This window comes from Paenibacillus sp. IHB B 3415, assembly GCF_000802655.2.
Lineage (GTDB): Bacteria > Bacillota > Bacilli > Paenibacillales > Paenibacillaceae > Paenibacillus_AQ > Paenibacillus_AQ phytohabitans.
Genome location: NZ_JUEI01000006.1, coordinates 143,652 through 168,480, shown reverse-complemented (window position 1 = coordinate 168,480; position 24,829 = coordinate 143,652). Strand labels below are relative to the sequence as shown.

Below are 24,829 nucleotides of genomic sequence, written 5' to 3'. Positions count from 1 at the left end.
CCTATGACAGGGCAAACGAATAATCGGGAAGACTGGCCGGAGGGTCTGGCGGAGCAGCTCGTTGCCTGGCGGCGGCATCTCCACCGCCATCCCGAGCTCTCCTTCCAGGAGGAGAACACCGCCCGCTTCGTTACTGATACGCTCGCAAGCTTCGGCGGACTTGAGCTCAGCCACCCGACGCCGACCAGCGTTGTCGCACAGCTGACCGGCGCGAAGCCGGGCAAGATTCTTGCTCTGCGTGCAGATATGGACGCCCTGCCGATTCTGGAGGAGAACGAATTCGAGTTCGCTTCGAGCAAACCGGGCGTCATGCACGCGTGTGGCCATGATGGCCATACAGCCATGCTGCTGGCTGCGGCCCGGCTGCTTACAGAGCGGCGGGACAAGCTGCACGGCGAGATCCGCTTCATCTTCCAGCATGCCGAGGAGCTGCCGCCGGGCGGTGCCATTGAGCTGGTCGGGGCGGGGGTGATGGACGGCGTGGATTGGGTCTTCGGCGAACACCTGGCCTCCCAGCTGCCGGTCGGGCAGATTGGTATAGCCTACGGCGACATGGCCGCTTCACCGGACAATTTCACCATTGTAATCAAAGGCTACGGCGGCCATGCCGGCTTCCCCCACCGGGCTGTCGACACCATCGCGGTCGGCGCCCAGATCGTGGCGAACGTGCAGCATATTGTCTCCCGCTACACGAATCCCCTGGACCGGTTAGTTGTCTCTGTGACTCAGTTCACTGCCGGGGCATCCCACAATGTTATACCGGACACAGCTATTCTCAAAGGCACTGTCCGCAGCTTTGGGGAGCAGGTCCGCCGGGATGCGCATGAACAATTACTGCGCATTGTGCAGGGCATTACGGCGGCGCATGGCGCTGAGTTCGAATTCGATTACGTCCTCGGCTATGAGCCCGTCGTTAACGATGAAGCGCTCACCCGTATCCTTGAAGAAGCTGCGGGTGAGCTGGTCGGGCAGAATGCCGTCATCCATACACCTCCAGGCATGAGCGGTGAGGATTTCTCCGCCTATCAGCAGAAGGTGCCCGGTACGTTCGTCAACATCGGCGCCGGCAATCCGGATAAAGGCATTGTATACCCCCATCATCATCCGAAATTCACTTTCGATGAATCCGCACTGGAAACCGGTGTCCGGTTGTTCGTACGGGCGGCGGACAAGCTGCTGGACTGGGATTCCTAGCCGTAATCCTCTCAGACTTTAGTTTTATTGATCGCATCCATTAAAAGGATTCAATATACATCTTTAAAAAAATCATATATATTTAATTTTAATATATTAAATCCGATTATACTAATTGGATTAATAAAGTTTAGACGACAAACTAAGGGGAGAAACCAGATGAATAAGCTATACCGCCATTCCATTTTCGTACTGCTGCTTGTCTCGCTGCTCGCCGTATACGGCTGCTCTTCGGGCAACGGTAATAACAATGCAGCCTCAGGCGCGGATACCAGCGCTCCCGGAACGGCTGAGCCGGCCCCGGAGAACCTGGCGTCAGAGCTGCGCTTCCCGCTCGCCCAGCAGGTGCCGACGCTGGACCCGCACTTGTCGCTTAATACCAATGTGTATGTAACGCTGAATATTTTTGAAGGGCTGTTCGCCTTCGATGCCAACTTCAATCCGGTTCCGATGCTGGCTGAATCCTACGACCTGAGCGAGGACGGCAAGACGTATACCTTCCATCTGCGTCAGGGTGTCAAGTTCCACAACGGCAAAGAGCTGAAGGCGGAGGATGTCACTGCTTCCCTCAACCGCTGGAAGTCACTGACCGGCCGTGCGCAAGCCTCGCTGGGAGAATCTGAGTTTACGATAAAAGATGATTACACCGTCGAGCTTGCGCTGAGCGAGCCGCGCAACGACATTATCTCTCAATTAAGCCATGTGCTTAACAATGCCGCGATCTTGCCCAATGAAGTCGTAGAGGCAGCCGGTCCGGACGGCGTGAAGGAATACATCGGTACCGGCCCGTTCAAGCTCATCGAATGGAAGCAGGACCAGTACGTACATGTTGCAAAGTTCGATGACTATCAATCCGTCGACACCCCCGCTTCCGGTCTCTCCGGCAAGAAGGAGGCCTATCTCCAGGATATCTATTTCGATATCGTCACAGACAGCGCGACACGTTTCTCTTCGTTCCTCGCGGGCACTTACGATTACGTTGATGTCACCCTGGACAATCTGCCGCAGGTTGAAGGCCTTGCAGGTGTGACGGTGAACAAGAACCTCGGATCGGATATCAACCTTGTGTTCAATAAGAAGTCTCCGCTGTTCTCGAACGTCAAATACCGCGAAGCGGTAGCCGCCGTGCTGGACGCCGACGAGATTCTGCTTGGAACAGTGAATTCTCCGGACTTGTACCGCCTCAACCCGAGCTACATGTATCCGGAGAATACGACCTGGTACAGCGAAGCCGGCAAGGAGAACTATAATCAGAAGAATCCGGATAAGGCGAAGCAGCTGCTTCAAGAAGCCGGCTACAGCGGCCAGGAAGTAAACCTGCTTACGACCAAAGAGCTCGGCGGCTCCTTCTATAACGCAACAATCGTCCTCCAGAAGGAACTTGAAGCCATCGGTGTGAAGACCAAGCTGGATATCAACGACTTCGCGACCCTGCTGAAAAAACGCGCTGACCCGAACGCCTGGGACATCTATGTTGGACTGTTCACAATGCCATCCACCCCTTCCCAGCTGCTCTACCTGAATCCGACCTACGGCTTCGCTGAAGATGCTAAGCTCGCTGAGCTGACCAAGCAGCTGACCGCAGCTTCCACACCGGAGGAGATCAAGACAGCCAACGATGCGCTGCAGCAATACGAGTGGGAATATCTCGCCGCCGTCAAGATCGGTGACACCTACTCCCAGAGCGCAACACGTGACAAGCTGACAGGATTGACCACGCTGGCAGGTTATCCAAACCTGGCCAATACGAAACTGTCCAAATAAAGCAAACAGGAGCCGCATGAATCCCCCAGGGATTGCATGCGGCCCTTGTCCTTCATTACCCGCCTGGAAGGAGGCGCCATTCTTGGCATTTTACATCACAAGACGGCTGCTGGCCATGATTCCTGTACTCTTCGTCCTGTCCGTGATCGTCTTCCTCATCATCTATCTGATTCCCGGTGATCCGGCTGCCGTCATGCTTGGCGATGGCGCCAGTCCGGAAACGATTGAGGCGCTGCGGGAGCAAATGGGTCTGAACCTGCCTCTTCTCCCGCAATATCTGCGGTGGATCGGACATACGCTGCAAGGTGAGCTTGGCGACTCCTACTTCATGAGGCAGCCGGTCCACACAGCGCTGGCCGAGCATCTGGGCCCGACCTTCTCGCTTGCCGTGCTGGCAGAGATTATCGCCATTGTCATCGCGGTTCCCTTCGGTGTTCGTGCAGCCTCCAGAAGAGGAGAGCTTGCGGACAAGGCGTTGACAGGATTTTCGCTGTTTGGCATCACGGTTCCCGGGTTCGTACTCAGCATGTTCACGGTGCTGCTTTTTTCCGTACAACTTAAGTGGCTTCCCGTGTCCGGTTACAAGCCGCTCTCTGACGGCCTGATAACACACCTGAAGTATCTGATCCTGCCGGCCCTCTCGCTCGGCATTGTCCAGGCCGCCTTGCTGGCAAGAGTTACCCGCTCCTCGATGCTTGAAGTGTTGAACGAAGGCTTCGTCAAGACGGCGCTTGCCAAAGGCGTCAGCGAGCAGGGCATCGTATACCGTCACGTCCTGCGCAACGCGCTGCTGCCGATATTGACGGTAATTGGCGGATCATTTGGCGCTCTGCTTGCCGGAGCAGCCGTCATTGAATCCATCTTTAATATCCCCGGTATGGGACAATTGCTTGTCAACTCGGTACAGCGAAGGGATTACGCGGTTATCCAAGGGGTTATCCTGTTCGTCGCCTTCGCTTATGTAATGGTCAATCTCGTCGTGGATCTGCTCTGCACGATCGTCGATCCGAGGGTCAGACTCAAATAACGGAGGGAAAGGAGAACTATTGCTAATGCCCCTATTGGACATAAAGGCGGATGAATTGGCTGCCCGCAGGCTCCGCCTGAAGCGGGAGAACCGCAAACTGTTCGTGCGGAGATTCTTGGTCAACAGGGCCGCGGTTACCGGCAGTGTGCTCATTGCACTGGTCGCTGCCGTTTCGCTGTTCGCGCCTTGGATCGCAAGCCGCGATCCCTACGCCATCGACGTCGTCAACCGCCTTAAGGCTCCAAGCGCCGTATATCCGTTCGGTACGGACAACTTTGGCCGCGACCTGTTGACACGGGTCGTATACGGAACGCGGATGTCGGCCGAAGTCGGCTTCGCGGTCGCGCTTGGTTCGTCGGCAATTGGTCTCGTAATTGGCCTGTACGCCGGCTATTTCAAATGGCTGGATCAAATTCTGATGCGCGTGATGGATGGTCTATTCGCTTTTCCGGCCGTGCTGCTGGCGATAGCAATGATGGCCGCACTAGGACCGAGCGTCGGCAATCTGATCCTCTGCCTGATCATTGTCTTCGTCCCTTCCATTGCCCGGATCGTCCGTTCCTCGGTGCTGACTGCCAAGGAGACGACCTATATTGAAGCCATGCATACCTTGGGCGCGTCACACAACCGGATTATCTGGAAGCATATTCTGCCCGGCTCCCTGTCCACGCTTATTGTTCAAGGCTCCTTCATCTTTGCCGAGGCAATTATCGTGGAGGCGGCGCTCAGCTTCCTTGGTGCAGGCATTCCCGCTCCGACGCCAAGTCTCGGAAACCTGCTGTCGGACGGCAAGCTGTATATTTACAACTCGTCATGGATGACCCTCTTTCCCGGCCTTGCCCTTGTCCTCGTCGTGCTCGCGATGAACCTGTTCGGCGACGGGCTGCGGGATCTGCTTGATCCCCATGCCCGCCGTTCGTTGACCAAACGCTTGGTCCAACCGCTGAAACAGCGTCCCGTTCCGTTTCAAGCGGGTTCCGCTGCGGCGGACGAGCCGCTACTGCAGATTAGAGAGCTTAAGACTCAGCTCCATACGGAACGCGGCCGGATACCGGCGGTGGACGGGGTATCATTCGAGGTGGGCAAAGGAGAGGTCGTAGGGATCGTCGGGGAATCCGGGTGCGGCAAAAGTGCCACTGCCCAGTCCGTACTGCGGCTATTCGACGAGAAAAGGCTCGCTGGCTACGAAGGGGAGATTCGCTACAACGGCATTGATCTGCTTAAGCTCACCCCTAAACAGATGCGCAGTGTCCGCGGCAATGAAATTTCTATGATCTTTCAGGACCCGCTCAGCTCTCTGAATCCGGTTCACACCATTGGAGAGCAGATCGTAGAGACGCTGCGGCTGCACCGGCCCATTGGCAAAAAAGAGGCCTGGACTAAGGCCGTCGGGCTGCTGCGGCTAACCGGTATTCCTGCTCCCGAACGGAGAGCACGCGAATATCCCCATCAGCTCTCAGGCGGCATGCGCCAACGCGTTATGATTGCCATCGCTCTTGCCTGCGAGCCGCAGCTGCTCATTGCCGATGAGCCGACGACTGCACTGGACGTAACCATTCAAGCACAGATTCTGGAGCTGATCTTAGACCTTAACCGCAGGATGGGCATGAGCGTCATGCTCATCACACATGACCTTGGCGTCGTGGCCGAAGCATGCAGCCGGGTCGTCGTCATGTACCTTGGCCAGGTGGTCGAGAGCGGCGACGTCCGTACCCTGTTCGAGAAGCCGCTTCATCCTTACACGATCGGGCTGATGCAATCGGTTCCCCGTCTGGACGGAGACCGCTCACAAGAGCTGGCTGCCGTTCCGGGAAGTGTCCCCTCCCTTGATCAGATTCCGCAGGGCTGCCGGTTCGCGCCGCGCTGCTCCTATGCGGACGACAAGTGCCGGACCGCTATGCCTGAGCTTGCCGCGCTGCCGGGCAGCGATAACCTAGTCAGATGCTGGCATGCCGGTAAGCTGAGTGGAATGGAGGCCTGACAGATGATAACGACAACGATAAAACACAGGGAATTAGCGGCCGCGCCGCTTCTGCGGGTCAACGGTCTGAAGAAATATTACTCCGCCGCAAATCAGGCAGGCTTCCGCCAGTCCGTCGTCAAGGCCGTCGACGGTGTCTCCTTTGACCTCCGGGAAGGAGAGACGTACGGACTGGTCGGGGAATCCGGCTGCGGCAAGAGCACGCTGGGCAAGTCGCTGCTCCGATTGACAGAGCCTACAGAGGGAGAAGCGTTCTATCAGGGGGTCGACCTGTTCAAGCAGCCGCGCAAAGCGTTTCAGACCTACCGCCGTGAGCTGCAGATGGTGTTCCAGGACCCCTTCTCCTCTCTGAATCCCCGCCAGATTATCGGTCAGGCGCTGGAGGAGGCACTGGCCATTCACCGCATCGGTACGCCAAAGGAGCGGACCCTGCATGCGATGGAGATGCTCCACACTGTTGGCTTGCAGATGGAACACTATTACCGGCTGCCCCACGAGCTGTCCGGCGGACAGCGGCAGCGGATTGGACTTGCCCGCGCGCTCATCCTTAATCCGCGGATCGTCATCTGCGACGAGCCCGTATCCGCACTCGATGTTATTATCCAATCTCAGATCATTAACTTGATGCGCCGGCTGCAGGCCGAGCTGAAGCTCACTTATCTGTTCATCGCCCACGACATTGCTGTCGTCCGGCACATCTCCGACCGCATCGGGATTATGTATCTTGGCAAGCTGGTTGAGGAGGCGGATACAGACAGCCTGTTCGCGAACCCGCTTCATCCATACACACAAGTCCTGCTCTCGGCTGTTCCCGTACCGGACCCGGCAGCACGGCGCCAGCGCATCATTCTGGAGGGCGACCTTCCTTCACCGCTGGACCCGCCCTCCGGATGTGCCTTCCATACCCGCTGTCCGTACGCCATGGACCGGTGCCGCACCGAGACACCGGTCCAGAGGGAAGCGGCCGCCGGCCATTTTGCCGCATGCCATTTGATTTAGAGCCATCCTCCAACCCAATCACCAAGAAAGGCAGGAATTAACATGAAAAAGATCCATCTCGGCGTATTCGAGGTCAACAGTGTCAACCATCTTACCCAGGGGATCTGGGCACATCCTGACCAACAGCGCGTCCATTACAGCAAGATTGAGTACTGGAAGAACATCGCCCAGCTGCTTGAGAGAGGAAAGTTCGACTTCATGTTCTTCGCCGATACGTACGGCTACCCGAAGCAGCGGACGGAGATGGCCTTCCGGGAAGCAACCGGCTTGCCCGGAAATGACCCGATGATGCTTATTCCCGCGCTCGCCATGGTTACCAAGAATCTGGCATTCACGATGACGACCTCGACCAGCTACGAAGCCCCCTACTCGAATGCGCGGCGCTTCTCCTCGCTTGACCATGTTACAAACGGCCGGATTGGCTGGAATGTCGTGACCACAAGCAACAAGTCTGCTGCTGACCTGTTCGGACGCGAGGATCTGTTCCTGCCCCATGACGAGCGTTATGATATGGCGGACGAATATATGAGTCTCAGCTACAAGCTGTTCGAGGGCAGCTGGGAGGATGATGCCGTGCTTATCGACCGCGAGAACCGCGTATACACTGACCCGGCCAAAGTGCACAAAATCGTTCATGAAGGCAAATACTTTAAGCTTACAGGCTATCACGGGACCGAGCCTTCCCCGCAGCGGACACCGGTTATCTTTCAGGCGGGCAGCTCGAACCGGGGCCGCGCTTTCGCTGCCAAGCATGCCGAGGGCATCTTCCTGAAAGCGCCGACCCTTGAAGTGCTGCGGGATCAGATCAGCGACATCCGCCGCAGAGCTGCCGAATATGGCCGCGACCCTTCGGCCGTTAAAGTATTCACGGGTCTGTCGGTCGTTGTCGGGCGGACCAAGGAGGAAGCCGAGCGCAAGCATGCGGAGTACCTCTCCTATCAGAGTACAGAAGCGACGCTGTCCAGCTATGCCAATGTCACAGGCATCGACCTGACCCAGCTCGATCCCGATTCCTATTTCGAGAATATCCACACCGAGATGGGTCAGACCCATACCGACCGGTTTACCAAGCACAGCAAGACGAAAAAGACTGTCCGTGAGGTAGCGGAGGACTTCCTGCAGAAAGGCTTCCGCGGCTTGACCGTGATTGGCACCCCCGAAGAAGTGGCCGACAAAATGCAATACTGGGTCGAAGAGACAGACCTCGACGGATTCAATCTGGAGCCTTACATTCTGCCTGCTTCCTATGAGGACTTCATCGATCTGGTCGTCCCTGTATTGCAGCGGCGGGGTATTTTTAAAGAGGAATATGAGGAAGGTACCTTCAGGGAGCGTCTATTCGGAAAAGGTGCCTCCCGCCTGCCCGATCACCATCCGGGCGCTGAGTTCCGTGACCCCTCACGGCTGACGCAGGAATAAGCTATAAGATTATTGAGGTATCTCTATGAACATGGTCTTTTTTGATAATTCAGAAACGTCAAGTTCGTGGCATACGCCTCATTTAAAAAAAGTTTCATTTTCCACGTTGAGTTATTTACCATGTGCCTGAAGATATGTATTAACTATACAAGCAGCTTTATAGAGAAAAATACAAAATAAGTAACAGGACTGCAGAGGAAATATAAATTAAGATCTTCCTTTTGGTTGGCTTAAAGTATATATCAATTGAAGCCAACACTAACGCCGCTATAAAGCTAAGAATGAATAATAGCCTGTTAGGAAAGATAATTGTTAAAAAGTTCAAAATATTCACAATTCCTATTAATATTTTGAGTAAGTTCATAATACAACCCCTCCATTCCTTTCCAGTATTTGAAAAGTTATGTTTAGTCATCCTATTTCTATATAGCCATATTACACTAATCCAATGAAATTAGTTTAAATAATATGTAGTTCAAAAGTAAATTTCTACAGAAAAAAGGTCATCCAAATTATATTGGGTGACCTAAATGGTGGGATTAAATAAATGAAGATGAATTAATCAAGGAAAATTAATTAAAACTTCATTCTGGCCTCCATCCGGAGTGTATGTCTCAACATAACCGGTATTATGAAGGATTAATTGATTGCTCAGTATAGCGGAAGTAATCAAAATCTGCATGCTTGCCAGTACCACTTAAATCCTGAACGCATAGACCTATAAAATTCCCTGTAAACCTTATAAAATCCCCGCCCTCATCTGAAAGATGCAGAATATCCAACTTGGGACCGATGGGCGTCCATTCCCCACCATTTATGGCATAATAACAACAGGCTTCCCGGCCTATGATGACGAATTTCAACTTGCAGCTCTCAGCTTGTTCAATAGAAATTTCCGAATCAGAAAACTCTTCCCACTTTCCATTCACAGAGCGGACGATTCCAAGACATTTGCCTAGGAGTTCATCACGGCTGACCCGCAAATATACATAATCTTGAGTGTCGTAGTATAATACCATTCCGGCCATCTGCTGAAAGTGATCCGGCTGAAACTCCAGCATAGTCTCCGCTTCACAGTTCATCCCTTGCTGGCGCCGGGCGACAAGACTCTGACGATGTTTCGAGTTAAAAGATTCTCTACCCCGTAAGCGCAAATAGCCTGGACGCTCCGTCAGAGTAAGCCATGTTTCCTCTGCAGGTAACCTTAGCGTACTCCAATGGATACCCAATTTACTGCTAATGAAATGATCGGTATCCGGCTCGGCTGGAAAAGTATGCTCCGGCAAAGAAAACTCTTGAATCCTATGATTCGGAGCATTGTCCCCTCCTTTAATCCGAAGCCATCCCTCTTCATTCCACTCCATTTTTTGAATAGCTGTTTCACGGCCAAGGATGCAGAAATCATCAGCTACAGGTCTTCCGACCAAATGTACCATAGCCCATTCTCCAGCCTGAGTTTCCACTATACAGCCATGCCCCGCTTTTTGGAGATACAACTCTTTCCGTTTCGAAGAAGTCAAGATCGGGTTTTGCGGGTCTATCTCATAAGGTCCTTCTATACTTTTAGAACGCGCCATCGTTGCTGCGTGTTCATAACCGGTACCGCCTTCAGCGGTCAATAAATAATAGTATCCATTTCGCTTGTACAGATGTGGTGCCTCAGTTGATTTGATTGGAGTTCCCAGAAAAATATTCTTTCGCTCTCCGATCAGTTTCCGCTGCTGCACACTATATTCCTGAAGTACGATGCCTCCAAATGAATTGTGCTTAGTGCGGTGATCCCATAGCATGTTGACTAGCCATTTCCGTCCATCCTCATCATGGAAAAGCGATGGATCAAATCCGCTGCTATTCAGATAGACTGGATCAGACCATGGACCTTCAATAGACGGAGATGTGACCAGATAATTATGTGTATCCTTGAATACACCTAAGCGGCTCTTTACATCCGTATAAATTAAATAGAAAAGACCGTTATCATATGTCAAACAAGGTGCCCAAATTCCACAAGAGTCGGGATCTCCGACCATATTAATCTGTGATTCCTCTGTAAGAACATGAGTAAGTAGCCGCCAGTGCTTCAAATCTCTTGAATGATGAATCTGTACACCTGGAAACCATTCAAATGTTGAGGTCGCGATATAATAGTCCCCGTCAACACGAACTATAGATGGATCCGGGTTAAAACCTGTAAGTATTGGATTTTCAATCATTATAGTGCTCCTTCCACAGAAGTGACAGTATTTAGCTTTCTAGCATTGAGATTTTCTGTATTCAGTCGGCTTACAGCCTACCAAACGTTCAAAGACTTTTGAAAAATGTGTTGGATCGTTATATCCTACCCTTTGAGCAATTTCATAAATTTTCAGATCAGTTCCGGTAAGCAGTTCCTTCGTCCGCTCCATCCGGACTTGTGTCAAATATTCGAGATAGTTCTGTCCGGTTTTTTCTTTGAAGAGTTGGCTTAAATAATTCAGATTCAAATAGAATCGGTTAGATAAATCTGCAAGGCTTATATTCTTGTCGAAATTATTGGCGACATAGTGCTTAATTTCAGTAATAATATCTTTTCTAGTAAATGATTCCTTAGCAGGTGGCGGGTATTCTGTGAGCAATTCACCGCTAATTCGCTCTTGTTCAATTTCATTGATGATCTGTTGCGTGCATTCTTGAAGTTCATCTTCCTCAATGGGCTTATTCAAATAATATCTTACACCCAGATACATCCCTTTGCGTGCATACTCAAACTCAGCATAACCGCTGAGGATAATGAACTTAGAGGCTATACCTTCCTTTTTCAGCTTTTCAATCATCTCCAGTCCGTCAACTTGCAACATCCGGATATCTGTAATTACGATATGGGGCTGCAAACGACGTACAAGCTCAAACCCTTCGTCCCCATCGTAAGCGAAGCCAATAACTTCACACTGGGGTAAGTAACGTCGTATAATGACTTTTAACCCATCAATAATCCCCTTTTCGTCATCAACCAAAACTATAGTATAGTTCAACTCAGTTCCCCCTCGATGTCATCCTGAAGTGGAATTCGCATTTCCACCACTGTTCCGGCCTCTTCATCCGAACGTACCCTTAGAACGTAAGTTTCACCGTACTGTAGCCTGAGACGTTCTGCTATATTGTATAGTCCAATCCCACCGTCAGCATTCCCTTCATCCGTACTCTGATACATTCCACCTGAATCAGACAAGCACAGAAGTTCATTAATTTCTAATGCCTTATCGGCAGTCATGGAGAACCTATCATCCGTAATTCGAATCAAGACATCTCCTGACTCAGTGAATTCTTCCTCTATCGTAATATGCAGTTGACTTTCGTAATTGTGAAAGCCGTGTTTGATGCTGTTCTCAATGATAGGTTGAAAAACAAGTGGAATAATGGAGGTGTCTAATACTCTGTCGCTCAAGCGCACATCTAGAACAAACCGGTTATCATACCGGATATTCTGCAGAAATAAAAAATTCGCGGCATATTCTACCTCATGCCTGACTAGATTGTGCTTATGTTGTTTGCCTAAAGAATGTCTGAACATACGGGCCAAAATCTTGATCATTTCAGCAATGTCATCCTGCTCTTTCACCACAGCCCTCATCCGGATTGATTCTAACGTGTTATAAAGCATATGCGGATTAATTTGCGCTTGTAGAGCAAGAAATTGAGCCTGTTTGCGCTTTAACCCGGCCAAATAAACATCCTCAATAAGCTCCTTGATTTTAACAATCATCTTGTTATAGCTCTTAACCAGATTACTGATTTCATCGTTTGCGAGTGGAGTCTGAATAAGGGATGTATAATTGCCAAGCTCCACCTGCTTCATGCTGCGGCGCAGATTCAGCACCGGTTTGGTAATTTTATAGCTAAACAGGATTGATAATAGAGCAATGAAAAACAGGAAAACCATAATAGACCAGATCGTCACATGTTTGATGTTACTGATGGTAGCCAGAAGATTTTTTAAAGGAATCTCCGTAATTATCCGCAGTCTCCCGTCATCCGCATCTTTTGACAACACAATATTGGCTTTCCCGGTCCCAGAAAGATCAGCAAAGTATTTGTCGGTAATAATGTCCTTCCATGCTGTCTTTCCAGTGGCACCATCAGAATGATATATTAACTCGCCTTCATCATTGGTAATAATCATCTTGATGTTATAGCGGTTGCCTAGCATTAGGAAATCCTCGTTCAGATTTATCAGATGAGCAGGGTCCATATCTAACAAAATCATCCCGGCGTAGGATCCGTTATAGTTACGGAGTATTCTTCCGACCGTAAACGTCGCATCGTCTTTTGATTTTCCGTAATAGCTTTTATCATGCACCGGGGTGATAAAAAGTGCTGTTTCCGATTCCTGAATGCGCTTATACCACACCTGCTCCAGTAATCGGTCTGTATTTACCTTATCGGGATCCTTGGTATAGTGATAAATCGTTCCACCTGCGCTAACGAGCATCACTGTTTCAACCTCTGGGTATTCCATAGACACCCGTCCGAAATACCGTGAGATCATTGTTTGGGTCTCAATCGACTCCTCCATCGTTAACGGATTACGCTTGTTTAGAATATCCATAATATCTGTTTCCAGCAGAACTGAACGCGTTGACCGGTTGTACCGGTCAACGAAATCGTTTAAGTTCGTAGTCGCCTGTGAGATGTACATCGAAGCAAATTCCCTTGAAGCATCCTCCACACTTTTTGCAGATAAATGATAAATAGTTACGCCAATTACAATGGTAGGAATAATTGAAGCAACGAAATAACTGAACATCAACTTGTTTCGCAGCTTCATTTCCCCGATTCGCCGACGTATCGTGCTAATAATCATGCTGTCTCCCGCCTTCAAATTCAAAATGGAAAGTCAGGGCGACAGGATGAGTTTATAGCTTATCCTTTTACGGAACCCAGCATCGCGCCTTTAGTGAAGTACTTCTGTAAGTAAGGGTAAATCAATAGGATCGGAACGATTGCAAAAACGATGGTAACTGCACGAAGCGTTCTGGCGCTGTAGTTCAGTTGCGACATATTGCCCACAATTTGCAGCTCATTGTCACTAGTAATAAACTGTCTTATTTTGATCTGCAGTGGATACCAGTCCGGATTCTGGATGAATATTAGCGGATGCTGGAATTGGTTCCAAATTGTCACTGCATAGAATAAACCAAGTGTAGCGAGTACGGCCTTGGACAACGGGAGCACAATGTTGAACAGCAAACGGAAGTACCCTGCTCCTTCGACAACCGCAGCTTCCTCAAGCTCACTCGGGAATTCCAGAAAAAAGGTACGCATAATAATTAGATTATAGGCAGTGAGTATATGCGGAATAACCAGCACTAACGGATTGTCATACAGTCCAATATTCTTCATTGTCAAAAAGTAAGGAATAAGCGGAGCCTTAAATACCATTGTAATAACTGCGGCAAGCATAACAACTTTCCCAATCGTAAACTCTTTTTTGGTAAGCGGATAGGCTAACAAAGCGGTAATTAACAGACTCAGAACGGTTCCGACAATGGTCGCAATTGCCGTTACTCCGAATGATCTCCATAGGTCAGGCCGGTCAAGCACGTATTTCCATGAGTCCAGTGTAAACCCTTTCGGCCAAATCGTCACCTGATTCAGTTCCACCGGAACCCTTGAGCTGAATGAAACAGACAAAACGGAAAGCAGTGGAATTAGAGCAATTACTGATAATAGAATTAGAAAAGCAACGATGCATTTCTGAATGACTTTCTCACTAAAGGACATCGACATATTACCATAACCCCCCGCCGGTAACTTTTTTGGAAATCCGGTTGAAAACATACACAAGTACAAAACCGATAATGGCTTGGAACAGACCGACTGCTGTCGCAAAGCTGTACCGCGCTTCCTGAATACCTGACCGATACACATAAGTATCAATAATATCCCCGACGGAATAAGTCATTGGCGTAAGCAAAGTGAAGACTTGATCAAAACCTAAATCAAGGAAACTTCCGAGATTAATCAAGAAAAGCACTAAAGCAGTTGGCAGGAGGAGTGGTAATGTAATATGCCGGATTTGCTTCATTCTGGAAGCACCATCAATTGTGGCTGACTCGTAGATTTGGGGATCCATTGCACTTATAGCTGCCAAATAAATGATTGTTCCCCAACCTGCTTCCCTCCATATGGAGGTAAATACATATATCCATCGAAAATAGCGTTCATCCTGCATAATCAAATTAGGTCCATAACCAAACCAATCCCGCACCGTATTGAATATCCCATTTAATGAGAACATGTCGAAGGCAATACCCGCAATTATTACCCAAGACAAGAAATGAGGAATATAAAGTGCCGTTTGAATCCCTTTCTTCAGTAATACAGCCCGAACTTCGTTAATCATAAGAGCCAATATCAGCGGTACCGGAAATATGACAACGACTTTTAAAAAGCCGAGGATCAGCGTATTTGCAAAAATACGGTAAAAATCAGGAGAATCAAATAAAATCTTGAAATGTTTGAATCCTACCCACGGACTATCTGCGATTCCTTTAAATAACGAATAATCTTGAAAAGCGATAATAGATCCTCCGAGAGGAATATAGCGTAAGACTATGAAAAAAACTAAACCCGGCAAAGCCATGAGATACAACGGCCAGCATTTTCGTGCATGCTGATAAAATCGACCAGTAGCTTGCATATGGATTCTCCACTCCATCCTGTTTATTTATTCGTTTTAAGAAAGAAATGGACAATCCGATAGTAATCAAACTGCCCATTCTTCTTAAATTTCTATTTTATGTCCGTTTACTTTTGCAGTTTGGCATACCATTCTCTTGCCCTTTTTGTCACTTCTGCCCCACCAGAACTGTTCCACTTATCCACAAACTCATCAAACTTATCGATGGAATAGGTTCCGATAATAATTTTTGTCGCATATTCATACCAGAGCGTATAATTCTTGATATCCGGATAATCGGTATATACGGTAGAAGGTAAACCGTCACCAGCAATTATTTTTACGTACTGCTGGAGATCCTTCATGTTGCGAATGCTTTGTTCAAATTGCCATTTATCACTTTCTGATGCTGATTCAGTCAGCAATTGCTCTTTGAATTCGATGTTTCCAAATTGATCGTATGCGGTCAGACGATTTTGTTGCGTACTCTTATCATCAGGTAACTTGGTTTTTTTACCATCTGCTACACTATAATGCATGCCTTCCGCTCCCCAGTAAATGTCCATCCATTTAGATTGGTCAGCAATACCATCGAGGAATTTCAAGCTCGCTTTCAGGTGTTCATCATCCTGTTGAGCACTTACAACCCATTCAGGATTTCCCACTTGCTTAGTAGTGATAAACCCTTGCCCCTCATATCCCGGAGCTTCAAGAACCGGAAGTACCGAAAAGTCGGCCTTCACGCCAGAAGATTGTTCAATGAGACCCAGATGTAGATAGGATGTCTCAGCCCATTGGAAATAGCTTCCGACTAAATTCCCATCAACTTTTCCATCCCAAGCCGCCTTGTCATTAAGAAATGTCTCTTGATCCATCAACTGTTCCTTATAAAGTTTGGCAATAAAAGCAAGAGCATCCTTCATATTTGGCGAAACCGCAGAGTATGTTAATTCCCCATTATAAATATCCCAATCCGGATAACCTTCGACCATCGCTACACCATACATGTTGAAGAGGTGATCCATCCACCGGGCATTTTGTCTGCCACCGGTAGGAACTTCATCCGCTGTGCCATTACCGTTAGGATCTTGTTCTTTAAACGCTTTCAAAACATTTACATATTCATCTTGTGTCTTTGGAATTTGCAATCCTAATGTGTCCAGCCAGTCCTTGCGGATCATTCCCGTGGTTCTCTCATACCCTTTAATACCTGGAATCCAGTATATTCTTCCTTTCCCAGTTGGGTCATTCGCCTTGACTACATTCCATACATCCTCTGGGATCAGCTTCCATAGATTGGGTGCATATTCAGGCAACAAGTCAGTCAAATCCGCAATGGCACCATTTTTGGCAAGATCGGTTTCATTTCCGTTCCAGGGAAGAAATACATTGGGCATTTCCCCAGCAGCAATCTTCATATTGAGAGTGTTCAAGTAGTCAGTGCCGCCATTCCATTCTACATATGGGCTGATAACACCAACGCCAAACAAATCAGCGTATTGTTTGTATAACGGACTATCTTTCTCAATTCCCTTATAGCCCGTATTCGCCCACCAAACTTCGAGATCGACAAGTTTACCGTCTGTCGCCCCCTGCGTACTTTCTGTATTCGTCGTTTGAGCAATGTTCGTCTGCCCGGCATTTTCATTATTGTTCGACGAGCAGCCAGCAATAATACCTGGCAGCAATGCCGCAATCATGATAGAGCCAAAAAGTTTCTTTCTGAGCATACTGATGTTCCCCCTCTAATATTAGTTAAGTAGCGCAGAATTTGTGTTTCAGATATTTATGGTTGCGCTTGCATTTAGAATATACTATTGGCATGCTGGCTTAAACGAGGAGATTTAGGATTTTACTAAGGTGTTTTTAGGGTCTCTGAAATCGTTTACTTTATTCAGTCAAACTGAAACAAACCGGAGTATACCGCTACTCCGGCTTGTTGAGAAAAAATTGTATAATTGCGCTAATAATGACTATGACTAGCTGAAATCCAAATTCTTAAGAACTTCTACACCATAAGGTTTCAGTACCAGTTCATCCTTAACTACACTATCTGATAATAAGCTTCGTCCCTCTTCGGTAAGGATTACTGTCTGCTCCAAGCCAGTTGTGTTCACATAAATAGCTGAGTCTCCTATCTGGCGGGCAACAACACCGTCCGGAGTAGTAATTCCCTTACGTATACCCAGATTAAGATAGCAAACCTCAAGCAACGCTTGCAGTATATCTGCTTGTGCAGGAACAGCCAGATAGATCGCTGTTCCCTGACCGTAAGCATTTGCAGTAACAGCTGGTAATTCCTGCTCTAAATCGGTAAATACAGCCCACGTCTCTGCCGTGTTAGGCTCTAGAATCTCATAATAATCAATGGGTGTGTCCATAATTTTCTCACCCATGCGAATTCGTGGCGATTCACGGCGCAGATTCATCCGCTCCTTCTGAAGCCCTCCTTCGTTCGCTTCGGAAGTATGATAAATCGGACGTTCAAACGCACCTGCACGGATGCCGAATACATCGCTGAGCCTGCCGGGCATGGTCGAACTGAAAACCTGATTATTTTCATCCACTTTGGCAGAATATGCAGTCATAATGACCGTACCGCCCTGTTCTACAAATTGACGAACAGACTGGGCAGAAGCTTCGTCCATAATGCAATGACCGGGAATCAATAGAAGCTTGTAATCCTTTTCAATATTCCGCAGATTCACTACATTACAATCTGTGTTGTCAGCCATCAAAGCCTGATAAGTCGTTATAACTTGTTTCAGATAAGGCGTTTTGTAATACGCCTTCTGATTCTCGGAGACTTTGAAAGCTTCATAGGAATAGGCAAGTGCAATTTCGGGATTTGGCAGGTATGGTAAGCCCAGATCAGAAAGTTTATCGAGTTCAGATGTAAACTGCCGGAATTCATCCAGCTTTCTTCCCGGAAGTCCGTCATGATCCAACAAACCGTAAAAGTACTGCTCTTCGCCTCCCAGCATGGATCGCCATGTCCAGGCACATACAGCCTCTGCACGGAATAACAAAGCTAGATAGGCATACATTCTTAGCACACCTTTTGGTGGGGCATATGCCCCAAACGACCCCGTTTGGAATTCCAGACACCAAATCGGTTTGTTGGACTCACCAATCCGGTGATTCAGTGAGAAGCAGGTACCGTGAAGAGCGTTTCTGTCTTCGGGATTGACGCCAGGATAAAAACCAACTCCGGGAATATCAAATAATGTTCCATTAGTCTTCAAATAATCGAATCCATATCCAGGATGTTCACCCCAGTGATTAGTCGACTCTTTTATACCTGGAGCATTTTTACGAACTAAGTCCCTTAGTCCCTGTAGATAATCAATCTGTTCATCCGAGAAAAAACGCCACATGTCCAGCATACGCTCTGGTGCTCCATTCATTGCACCCGCTACCGGGAATTCTGCATCCTCAAAGCTGTTCAACTTGCGTGACCATCGATGCGCAGCCCAGCAATGATTCAACTGTTCAATCGTAAGATATTTATCTCTGAGCCACTGCACATAACGCCGGCGTGCATCCTCTGAGAAGCTTGGTGCCCCACTGCCTATCTCATTGCATAAACCTAAAGCATAGAGCGCTGGAGCATTAGCGTAACGTTTGGTTAGCAACTCAGCAAACCGATAAGCGTACTCTTGAAAGACCGGATTTCCTACATCATCCATATACCGATGGACTGCAGCAAGCCGATGACCACTACGATCGGCCAGGTCGATTTCCGGGTATTTCTTATGCAACCAAGTCGGAGCGGGACGGGTGGCAATATCAAGCACAACCTTGATTCCTGCTTCCGCAAACAGATCCATTACTTCATCAAACCACTCGAATGTGAAATTTCCTTCCGAAGGCTCAAAGCTGTCCCAACACAGATGTCCCAAACGAACGAGATTGAATCCGGATTCCTTCATCAATTGAATATCAACTGGCCAGCGTTCCCGGTGCCAATCATGCGGATGGTAGTTCGTTCCTACAAAAATCAATTGTTTCACCTCATTTTCGTAATTCTAATGTAAAAGTACATTAGCGTCATACAGTATGATAACAGAGCGCTTACATATTTTTAACGGACAAAGTTAGGGACTTTCTAGGGTATTTTCCGGACCTCATCTGAACTCTTCTTTGACTAAGCTTAATGCTGCTGCAATGACTTGATGCATATCGAAATATTTATACATACCCAGTCGTCCCCCGAGCACAATATTGGGCAGCTCCTCCGCTAGCTCACGGTACTTTCTATATTTCTCATTATTACCGTCATCATTTAAAGGGTAATACGGCTCGTCACCCTTTTTCCAGGTTTGTGGGTATTCTTTAGTTATAATAGTCTTTGGCTGTTCGCCAAATTCAAAATGTTTATGCTCAATAATCCGCGTATATGGGGTTTCTGCATCCGTATAATTAACCACTGCATTTCCTTGATAGTTTTGCCGGTCCAAAATAACGGATTCAAATCTTAAACTCCGGTACTCTAATTCACCGTACCTGTAATCAAACAATTGATCGATCATTCCTGTATAAACAATCTTGGGGTATTCTTCTAAGTAAGCCGCTTTATTTGCAAATAAGTCTTGATTCAACTCTAGGTCAATCAATTCACTAGACAGCATTTTTTCAATGATTTGCGTATAGCCTCCGATAGGAATTCCCTGATACCGGTCATTGAAATAATTATTATCATAGGTGAAACGGACAGGGATCCGTTTGATGATGAAGGCAGGCAGCTCTGCTGCTTTACGCCCCCATTGTTTTTCCGTATAACCCTTTACCAGTTTCTCATAGATATCGAGTCCAACTAATGAAATAGCTTGTTCTTCCAGGTTATTCGGATCCCCAATTCCAGCGGCTGATCTTTGTTCAGCGATCCTTGACTGTGCTTCGTCAGGCGTAATCGTCCCCCATAATTGATTAAATGTATTCATATTAAAAGGCAAGCTATATATTTCACCTTTATAGTTGGCAATGGGACTGTTGGTATAGCGGTTAAATTCGGCAAACTGATTAATGTAGTCCCAAATCCCTTTGTTATTCGTATGGAAAATATGTGCCCCGTATTGATGAACCTGGATACCTTCAATATTTTTTGTGTATACATTACCGCCCAGATGATCCCGCTTATCGATCACCTTTATCCGTCTTCCCCGCTTGGCTGCTTCATAGGCAAAGATACTGCCGAATAGTCCGGAGCCCACAACCAGATAGTCGTATTTCATATAGGTTCACCCTGCCTTTTATCAAAATTTGCGACGTAAAAAATAAACCTGCAGATGAAGGGTCACATCCACAGGTTTGCAGCTTTCAATTGAATCCCACAATCTTCTGTGAGACTTTATAGGCAGATACCGTTATACTGCGGCCCAAATACCCCGGAATATTCATCATTCTTCCCATGACTCCGTATCTGATCGTATTGTATAACTCAATATCTTTTTCATTCATATACTTCCACAGCTCTTTTTTCTTCTGCAGATTTTCTTTCTTACGTGAACGGATTAACAGGATTGTAGAAATGATTGTGATAATCTCAAGGTAATTGAGCATATATTGGCGAAGCTTCGGACTTTTAATCTGTTCAATGTTCATTCCGTCGATCATGAGCTTATTCACTTTAAGCTGCTGGTCTATTCTTTCAATCATCACTTTCTCATTAACCGACTGATCTTCTCGTCCAATGAAATACCGGTAGAAATCGACGTTCACATAATAAATCCGCTTCACTTTTTCAAGCGGTTTAAACACAAACAGATTGTCCACGTAGAAGGTATGCTCGGGAAGTGTGAAGCGGCATTCTTTTAACAAATTCGTGCGATAGATAATGGAATGCATTAAAATATACTGGCCTTTACGGAAGGATTTAATTTCATCCCAGGTGAACACCCGTCCCTCAGGAAGGTTCCGGTCATACTTCATTACCTTCCGGTGCCGTTTACCTGTTTTCTCATATACGAAATTGCTGACAACCATATCGACGGCCTTGCCCTCAGCGACCAGCGCTTTTAGCTTCATCCGGATTTGTTGATATGCCTCCCGGTCCACCCAGTCATCACTGTCCACCACTTTAACGAACAAGCCGGCAGCAACCTTAATCCCCGTATTCACCGCACCGCCATGGCCTTTGTTTTCTTGATGCACCACTTTGACCATCGATGGATACATGCTCTCGTAGCTGTCTGCAATCATTCTAGTGCCGTCGTTGGAGCCATCATTAACAATAATGATTTCAATTTCTTCGTCATTAACTAGCAGGCTGCTAATACAGCGGTCCATATAATCCTGTGAGTTATAGCAGGGTACAATGAATGACAATAATTTCATTATTACTAACCTCTTTTTATTCTTTTTTAGGCCACCTTTTGCTGTTTATCTTCTTTGAAAATGATCTTCAGGATCGGGAAATACACCCAGAACGAGATGGCAGCATTAATAATCATCGTAATCAAATCTGCTGCTATTTCACCGGTTCCTCCAAATCTATCAATAAAGAACTGGTAGATCGGGTCCTTGTACCACCCCTGAAGGGCACCCGCGCAAATGGTTATCAGGATGTACGCGATAAGATACCAGACAGCCGCTTTGTAAATATTGCCTTTGGATCGAAAGGTAATATTCCGTTGAGCAAAGAAGTTAATCACCTGGGCGATCCCCAGCGTCAGCTGAACAGCAAGGAAGTAGGATAGTCCACCGCCTCCACCAGAGGCGATTGAACCTGAAGGATAGTTGAAAATATAGTAGGGAGATCCGTCAGTATTATGTCCAACCGGTAAAATCTGAAAATCATGAGCTTCCAAAGCAGAACCGCTAAAAACTGCCTTCAAAACCGGCATAAGGATCATCTGAAACACCGTAATGCCATTGCTTAATAACAAAAACATAATAAATTGCGCGATTTGGGGATGTTTAAGACTGTAGTTACTCCAGAACGCTTTAATACCGCTCACTAATACCACTTCCTTCTATTTTCACACTAAAGCGTAACTGGACAGGTTCGGTCTGATTGGAAGTAATCGTCAATATCCCTTCTCCAGCTATCCCTGTTGTTTTAACATAGGTGCCGCACATGCCCCCTTCGGCAGTGACACAATCCGGACCTACGATTTCTATTGCACCTACTGCTTTTAAGAAGACCGGCAGATGTGAGTACGTGGCATTGTTGTTATTCGCATCTACAACCCGAATACGGATAGATGACACATCAAAGGTATCGGCTTCAATTAACTCCGTTCCACTAACGGTCGTTTCTAAATGAATACTCGCATTAGAGGCTTTCACTACCTCTGCAACCACCCGGCCATTCTTAATCGCTTCAAAGCGGTAGACCGGTGCAGACACACCCCAGTTCTCAATATATTTGAAGAATAGCTTGTAGAAAGTTACCGGTGACACCAGATGACGGAGCATCACCCACAGTGCTTTAAAAATGTACCTTGGAGGTAAGGCAGTACCAAACCGCTGAATAGCCAAGAGACATTCTTTAATCGCTTCGGCTTTTTGGTGTGAATACTTTTCTCCTTCTTCAATCACATTGCCCACGGTGTCGTAGAATTCGATTGGCGGATGCGGTAAATAGCGGTATTTTTTGTTGACCGGCTTAAATTCCCGGATCATCCGTTCATTCTTGTATAGACGAACCGAATCGGCATTAGTGAAAATATAATTTTCACCGACAGCACCTCCCGGGTAATCGCCGATATGCATATCTGAACCGACTTCCAGAACCGGGGTTTCCTCTGAGAAGCTGGCATAGACTTTCGTAGCCAGTTTATGATTACGGTACATGTCCATGATGCCGTGATAGCATATCCGGTCACCTGATCCGAAATCACCATGAGTTTGATAATCGAACATACACCACCCGAAGGCTCCTGCAATATCTTCTCTTTTATATACCTCATTTAGCACATTGGCATGGCGCATAGCGTGGGACAGCCGGTGGGTTGGCGTATCCGTTGCCTTGGTCGGAAACATGTGACCATTGAACTCGGCAATGAGATAGGCTTTATTCTTATTAGGCGATATCAGCCACCTTGGCAGCAACCCGCCATTCTTCCCTGTATGAGAAAAATCGTTGAAGGCATAAACATCTTCTAATAAACTGCTTCTCCATAGAAAGCGGACTCCGCTTGTCTGTCTGCTATGATCCAGGCGGCGGGCAATTTCATTGGTCTTGGAGTACAAGACATCATCATCCTGTGACTCGTTCACACGGACTCCCCAGAGAATAATCGAAGGATGGTTACGATACTGCAGGATCATTTCTTCAACATTATCACAGACGATCCGCTTCCATTCTTCATCGTTCTTGATATGCTGCCAGCCCGGTGTTTCTGTGAACACAAGCAATCCCAGGCGGTCACACGCATTCAGAAAATGCTTGGACTGGGGATAATGGGAGGTGCGGACCGCATTCACATGAAGCTCTTCTTTCAATATTCTTACATCTTCCACCTGCATGGATGCCGGCATAGCATAGCCTACATGAGGATAGCTCTGATGGCGGTTGACTCCACGAATCTTATATTTCCTGCCGTTTAAATAGAATCCGTCTTTGCGGAAAACGGCTTGGCGGAATCCAACAGATACATTGTACTCATCAATAATGTTTTCTTTATGGTCCTTTAACATAGCTACTAAGGTGTAGAGATAAGGAGTTTCCGGACTCCAAGCCTGAATGTTTACAACGGCAATACTGCAATTAGTAATTAATGCCCCTGACGCCTTTACACTCTTTTGGCCAACTACATTCTTTTGTTCGTCCAGCAGGTATAATTCCAGCGTGTGGTTTGCATCCGGCTGACTGATGGCAACATCAATAAGTGCCTGATTCATGTCCGGTGTCCGTACAAACACATCTTCCACATAGCTCTGCTCTGCAAGCAATAACCATGCTTCACGGTATAAGCCGCCATAAGTCATATAGTCAATTACGTGGCCGAATGGCGGTACATTGGCATCTTCCCGTGTATTTAGACGAACGACAATTCTGTTCTCTTGCCCGTATACCAGCTTATCTGTTACTTCTACCCGAAATGCAGTATAACCACCGTTATGAGTCATTAACTGCTCGCCATTGACAAATACCTCTGCCACATGAGCAGCACCATCGAACTGCAGGAACAGACGCCGACCTTTCCACTCCCCCGGAACCTGCAGATGACGTCTATATCCGCATATCATCTGACAGGAGCTTTCCTCCATATAGTGCACAGGTACTTCTTTACAAGTGTGGGGCAGCCTTACGGCTGTCCCCTCTCCTGTGAAGTTAAAGAATTCATCAGTTATATTCTCTATAAAACTCCATCCATCACAGATACTAATTTTTCTCATTTACTTTTCTCCATGTTTTCATTTTGAAGTATTAATGGTATAGATTAGACCTTCTGACTTGGATTGATTCATAAAGCAAGAGACTAGTGAAGCAACGGTTCCGATCAGGAAGGCAACCCCAAAAATAATGACAGCTTGAGGGTTTCCGCCTATGAAGTTAACCCCGTTCACAACATCCGACAAGGTTGGAAAGCCCAAATACAGATGCATCGACAGTGCTACGCCAAAACATACCGATGATAACAACGGTGCCCAATAATAGCTTTTAGCTACAACCAATAATTCTGCTGCAACTCCAGCTATGATCAAACCAAAGGTCACAAAGGAAAAGGTCCGGTCTCCGTGGTCAAAAATGATAAATGCAATGTCCGCTATAAGCATCAAGCAGGCTGCCATAAAGCCAATCCAAAAACCAGGTGTCCTGTCTTTAAATAAGACCATT

General features: G+C 47.4%; 18 protein-coding genes and 1 pseudogene. 7 read left to right on the top strand and 12 right to left on the bottom strand.

Annotation, left to right across the window (positions count from 1 at the left end):
• Positions 1-3 precede the first annotated feature (3 nt).
• The 7 genes and pseudogenes from QW71_RS03930 (at position 4) to QW71_RS03905 (ending at position 8,384) form a co-directional block, all read left to right on the top strand.
• Positions 4-1,194, top strand: coding sequence for an amidohydrolase (locus tag QW71_RS03930; protein ID WP_039293494.1), 1,191 nt, complete (start codon positions 4-6; stop codon positions 1,192-1,194).
• Between the two features lie 159 nt (positions 1,195-1,353).
• Positions 1,354-2,958, top strand: coding sequence for an ABC transporter substrate-binding protein (locus QW71_RS03925; RefSeq protein ID WP_039293492.1), 1,605 nt, complete (start codon positions 1,354-1,356; stop codon positions 2,956-2,958).
• An 82-nt stretch (positions 2,959-3,040) separates the two neighbouring features.
• On the top strand, positions 3,041-3,985 hold the full coding sequence (locus QW71_RS03920) for an ABC transporter permease (protein ID WP_152679689.1): 945 nt from the start codon (positions 3,041-3,043) through the stop codon (positions 3,983-3,985).
• Between the two features lie 25 nt (positions 3,986-4,010).
• Positions 4,011-4,886: pseudogene (locus tag QW71_RS41195) on the top strand (ABC transporter permease); the annotation flags it as partial.
• Between the two features lie 42 nt (positions 4,887-4,928).
• Positions 4,929-5,966 (top strand): ABC transporter ATP-binding protein, encoded by a 1,038-nt coding sequence (locus QW71_RS41190; protein ID WP_235441383.1) that lies wholly within the window; start codon positions 4,929-4,931, stop codon positions 5,964-5,966.
• 3 nt (positions 5,967-5,969) lie between these two features.
• Positions 5,970-6,965: an ABC transporter ATP-binding protein gene (locus QW71_RS03910; protein WP_047013603.1), complete on the top strand. Its 996-nt coding sequence runs from the start codon at positions 5,970-5,972 to the stop codon at positions 6,963-6,965.
• A 42-nt stretch (positions 6,966-7,007) separates the two neighbouring features.
• The gene (locus QW71_RS03905; protein ID WP_039293488.1) at positions 7,008-8,384 is read left to right on the top strand and encodes an LLM class flavin-dependent oxidoreductase; all 1,377 of its coding nucleotides are present in this window, start codon (positions 7,008-7,010) and stop codon (positions 8,382-8,384) included.
• A 629-nt stretch (positions 8,385-9,013) separates the two neighbouring features.
• On the opposite strand, the gene QW71_RS03895 is transcribed toward QW71_RS03905, so the two are convergent.
• The 12 genes from QW71_RS03895 to QW71_RS03840 all read right to left on the bottom strand — a co-directional run bounded on the left by QW71_RS03895 (position 9,014) and on the right by QW71_RS03840 (position 24,828).
• The gene (locus tag QW71_RS03895) at positions 9,014-10,597 is read right to left on the bottom strand and encodes a glycoside hydrolase family 43 protein (RefSeq protein ID WP_039293483.1); all 1,584 of its coding nucleotides are present in this window, start codon (positions 10,595-10,597) and stop codon (positions 9,014-9,016) included.
• 39 nt (positions 10,598-10,636) lie between these two features.
• Entirely contained in the window at positions 10,637-11,395 is a 759-nt protein-coding gene (locus QW71_RS03890) for a helix-turn-helix domain-containing protein (RefSeq protein WP_039293481.1), read from the bottom strand.
• A complete protein-coding gene (locus tag QW71_RS03885) occupies positions 11,392-13,224 on the bottom strand; it encodes a sensor histidine kinase (RefSeq protein WP_039293480.1) in 1,833 nt (610 codons plus the stop codon). Before QW71_RS03885 ends, QW71_RS03890 begins: the two co-directional genes overlap by 4 nt.
• 59 nt (positions 13,225-13,283) lie before the next feature.
• Positions 13,284-14,150 carry a carbohydrate ABC transporter permease gene (locus QW71_RS03880; RefSeq protein WP_039293479.1) on the bottom strand — a complete coding sequence of 289 codons (867 nt, stop codon included), beginning with the start codon at positions 14,148-14,150 and terminating at the stop codon, positions 13,284-13,286.
• 1 nt (position 14,151) lies between these two features.
• On the bottom strand, positions 14,152-15,063 hold the full coding sequence (locus QW71_RS03875) for a sugar ABC transporter permease (protein ID WP_039293478.1): 912 nt from the start codon (positions 15,061-15,063) through the stop codon (positions 14,152-14,154).
• 107 nt (positions 15,064-15,170) lie between these two features.
• Positions 15,171-16,772 carry an extracellular solute-binding protein gene (locus tag QW71_RS03870; protein ID WP_039293473.1) on the bottom strand — a complete coding sequence of 534 codons (1,602 nt, stop codon included), beginning with the start codon at positions 16,770-16,772 and terminating at the stop codon, positions 15,171-15,173.
• A gap of 249 nt (positions 16,773-17,021) precedes the next feature.
• Complete coding sequence (locus QW71_RS03865) at positions 17,022-19,046, bottom strand: beta-galactosidase (protein ID WP_052769878.1); 2,025 nt, start codon at positions 19,044-19,046, stop codon at positions 17,022-17,024.
• 123 nt (positions 19,047-19,169) lie between these two features.
• On the bottom strand, positions 19,170-20,276 hold the full coding sequence (glf, locus tag QW71_RS03860) for a UDP-galactopyranose mutase (protein ID WP_039293462.1): 1,107 nt from the start codon (positions 20,274-20,276) through the stop codon (positions 19,170-19,172).
• Positions 20,277-20,361: 85 nt separating this feature from the next.
• Positions 20,362-21,378, bottom strand: coding sequence for a glycosyltransferase family 2 protein (locus tag QW71_RS03855; RefSeq protein WP_039293460.1), 1,017 nt, complete (start codon positions 21,376-21,378; stop codon positions 20,362-20,364).
• A 26-nt stretch (positions 21,379-21,404) separates the two neighbouring features.
• Complete coding sequence (locus QW71_RS03850) at positions 21,405-22,001, bottom strand: hypothetical protein (RefSeq protein ID WP_039293457.1); 597 nt, start codon at positions 21,999-22,001, stop codon at positions 21,405-21,407.
• Positions 21,988-24,387, bottom strand: coding sequence for a glycoside hydrolase family 2 TIM barrel-domain containing protein (locus QW71_RS03845; protein ID WP_039293456.1), 2,400 nt, complete (start codon positions 24,385-24,387; stop codon positions 21,988-21,990). Before QW71_RS03845 ends, QW71_RS03850 begins: the two co-directional genes overlap by 14 nt.
• Before the next feature lie 18 nt (positions 24,388-24,405).
• Positions 24,406-24,828, bottom strand: a complete 423-nt coding sequence (locus QW71_RS03840) for a hypothetical protein (RefSeq protein WP_039293454.1) — start codon at positions 24,826-24,828, stop codon at positions 24,406-24,408.
• Position 24,829: the final 1 nt, after the last annotated feature.

Excerpts from the sequence above, each read along its gene's own strand:
- QW71_RS03930 (WP_039293494.1), top strand. The coding sequence starts at position 4 with ATGACAGGGCAAACGAATAATCGGGAAGACTGGCCGGAGGGTCTGGCG.
- QW71_RS03925 (WP_039293492.1), top strand. The coding sequence starts at position 1,354 with ATGAATAAGCTATACCGCCATTCCATTTTCGTACTGCTGCTTGTCTCG.
- QW71_RS03910 (WP_047013603.1), top strand. The coding sequence starts at position 5,970 with ATGATAACGACAACGATAAAACACAGGGAATTAGCGGCCGCGCCGCTT.
- QW71_RS03905 (WP_039293488.1), top strand. The coding sequence starts at position 7,008 with ATGAAAAAGATCCATCTCGGCGTATTCGAGGTCAACAGTGTCAACCAT.
- QW71_RS03895 (WP_039293483.1), bottom strand. The coding sequence starts at position 10,597 with ATGATTGAAAATCCAATACTTACAGGTTTTAACCCGGATCCATCTATA.
- QW71_RS03885 (WP_039293480.1), bottom strand. The coding sequence starts at position 13,224 with ATGATTATTAGCACGATACGTCGGCGAATCGGGGAAATGAAGCTGCGA.
- QW71_RS03880 (WP_039293479.1), bottom strand. The coding sequence starts at position 14,150 with ATGTCGATGTCCTTTAGTGAGAAAGTCATTCAGAAATGCATCGTTGCT.
- QW71_RS03875 (WP_039293478.1), bottom strand. The coding sequence starts at position 15,063 with ATGCAAGCTACTGGTCGATTTTATCAGCATGCACGAAAATGCTGGCCG.
- QW71_RS03870 (WP_039293473.1), bottom strand. The coding sequence starts at position 16,772 with ATGCTCAGAAAGAAACTTTTTGGCTCTATCATGATTGCGGCATTGCTG.
- glf (WP_039293462.1), bottom strand. The coding sequence starts at position 20,276 with ATGAAATACGACTATCTGGTTGTGGGCTCCGGACTATTCGGCAGTATC.
- QW71_RS03855 (WP_039293460.1), bottom strand. The coding sequence starts at position 21,378 with ATGAAATTATTGTCATTCATTGTACCCTGCTATAACTCACAGGATTAT.
- QW71_RS03845 (WP_039293456.1), bottom strand. The coding sequence starts at position 24,387 with ATGAGAAAAATTAGTATCTGTGATGGATGGAGTTTTATAGAGAATATA.
- QW71_RS03840 (WP_039293454.1), bottom strand. The coding sequence starts at position 24,828 with ATGGTCTTATTTAAAGACAGGACACCTGGTTTTTGGATTGGCTTTATG.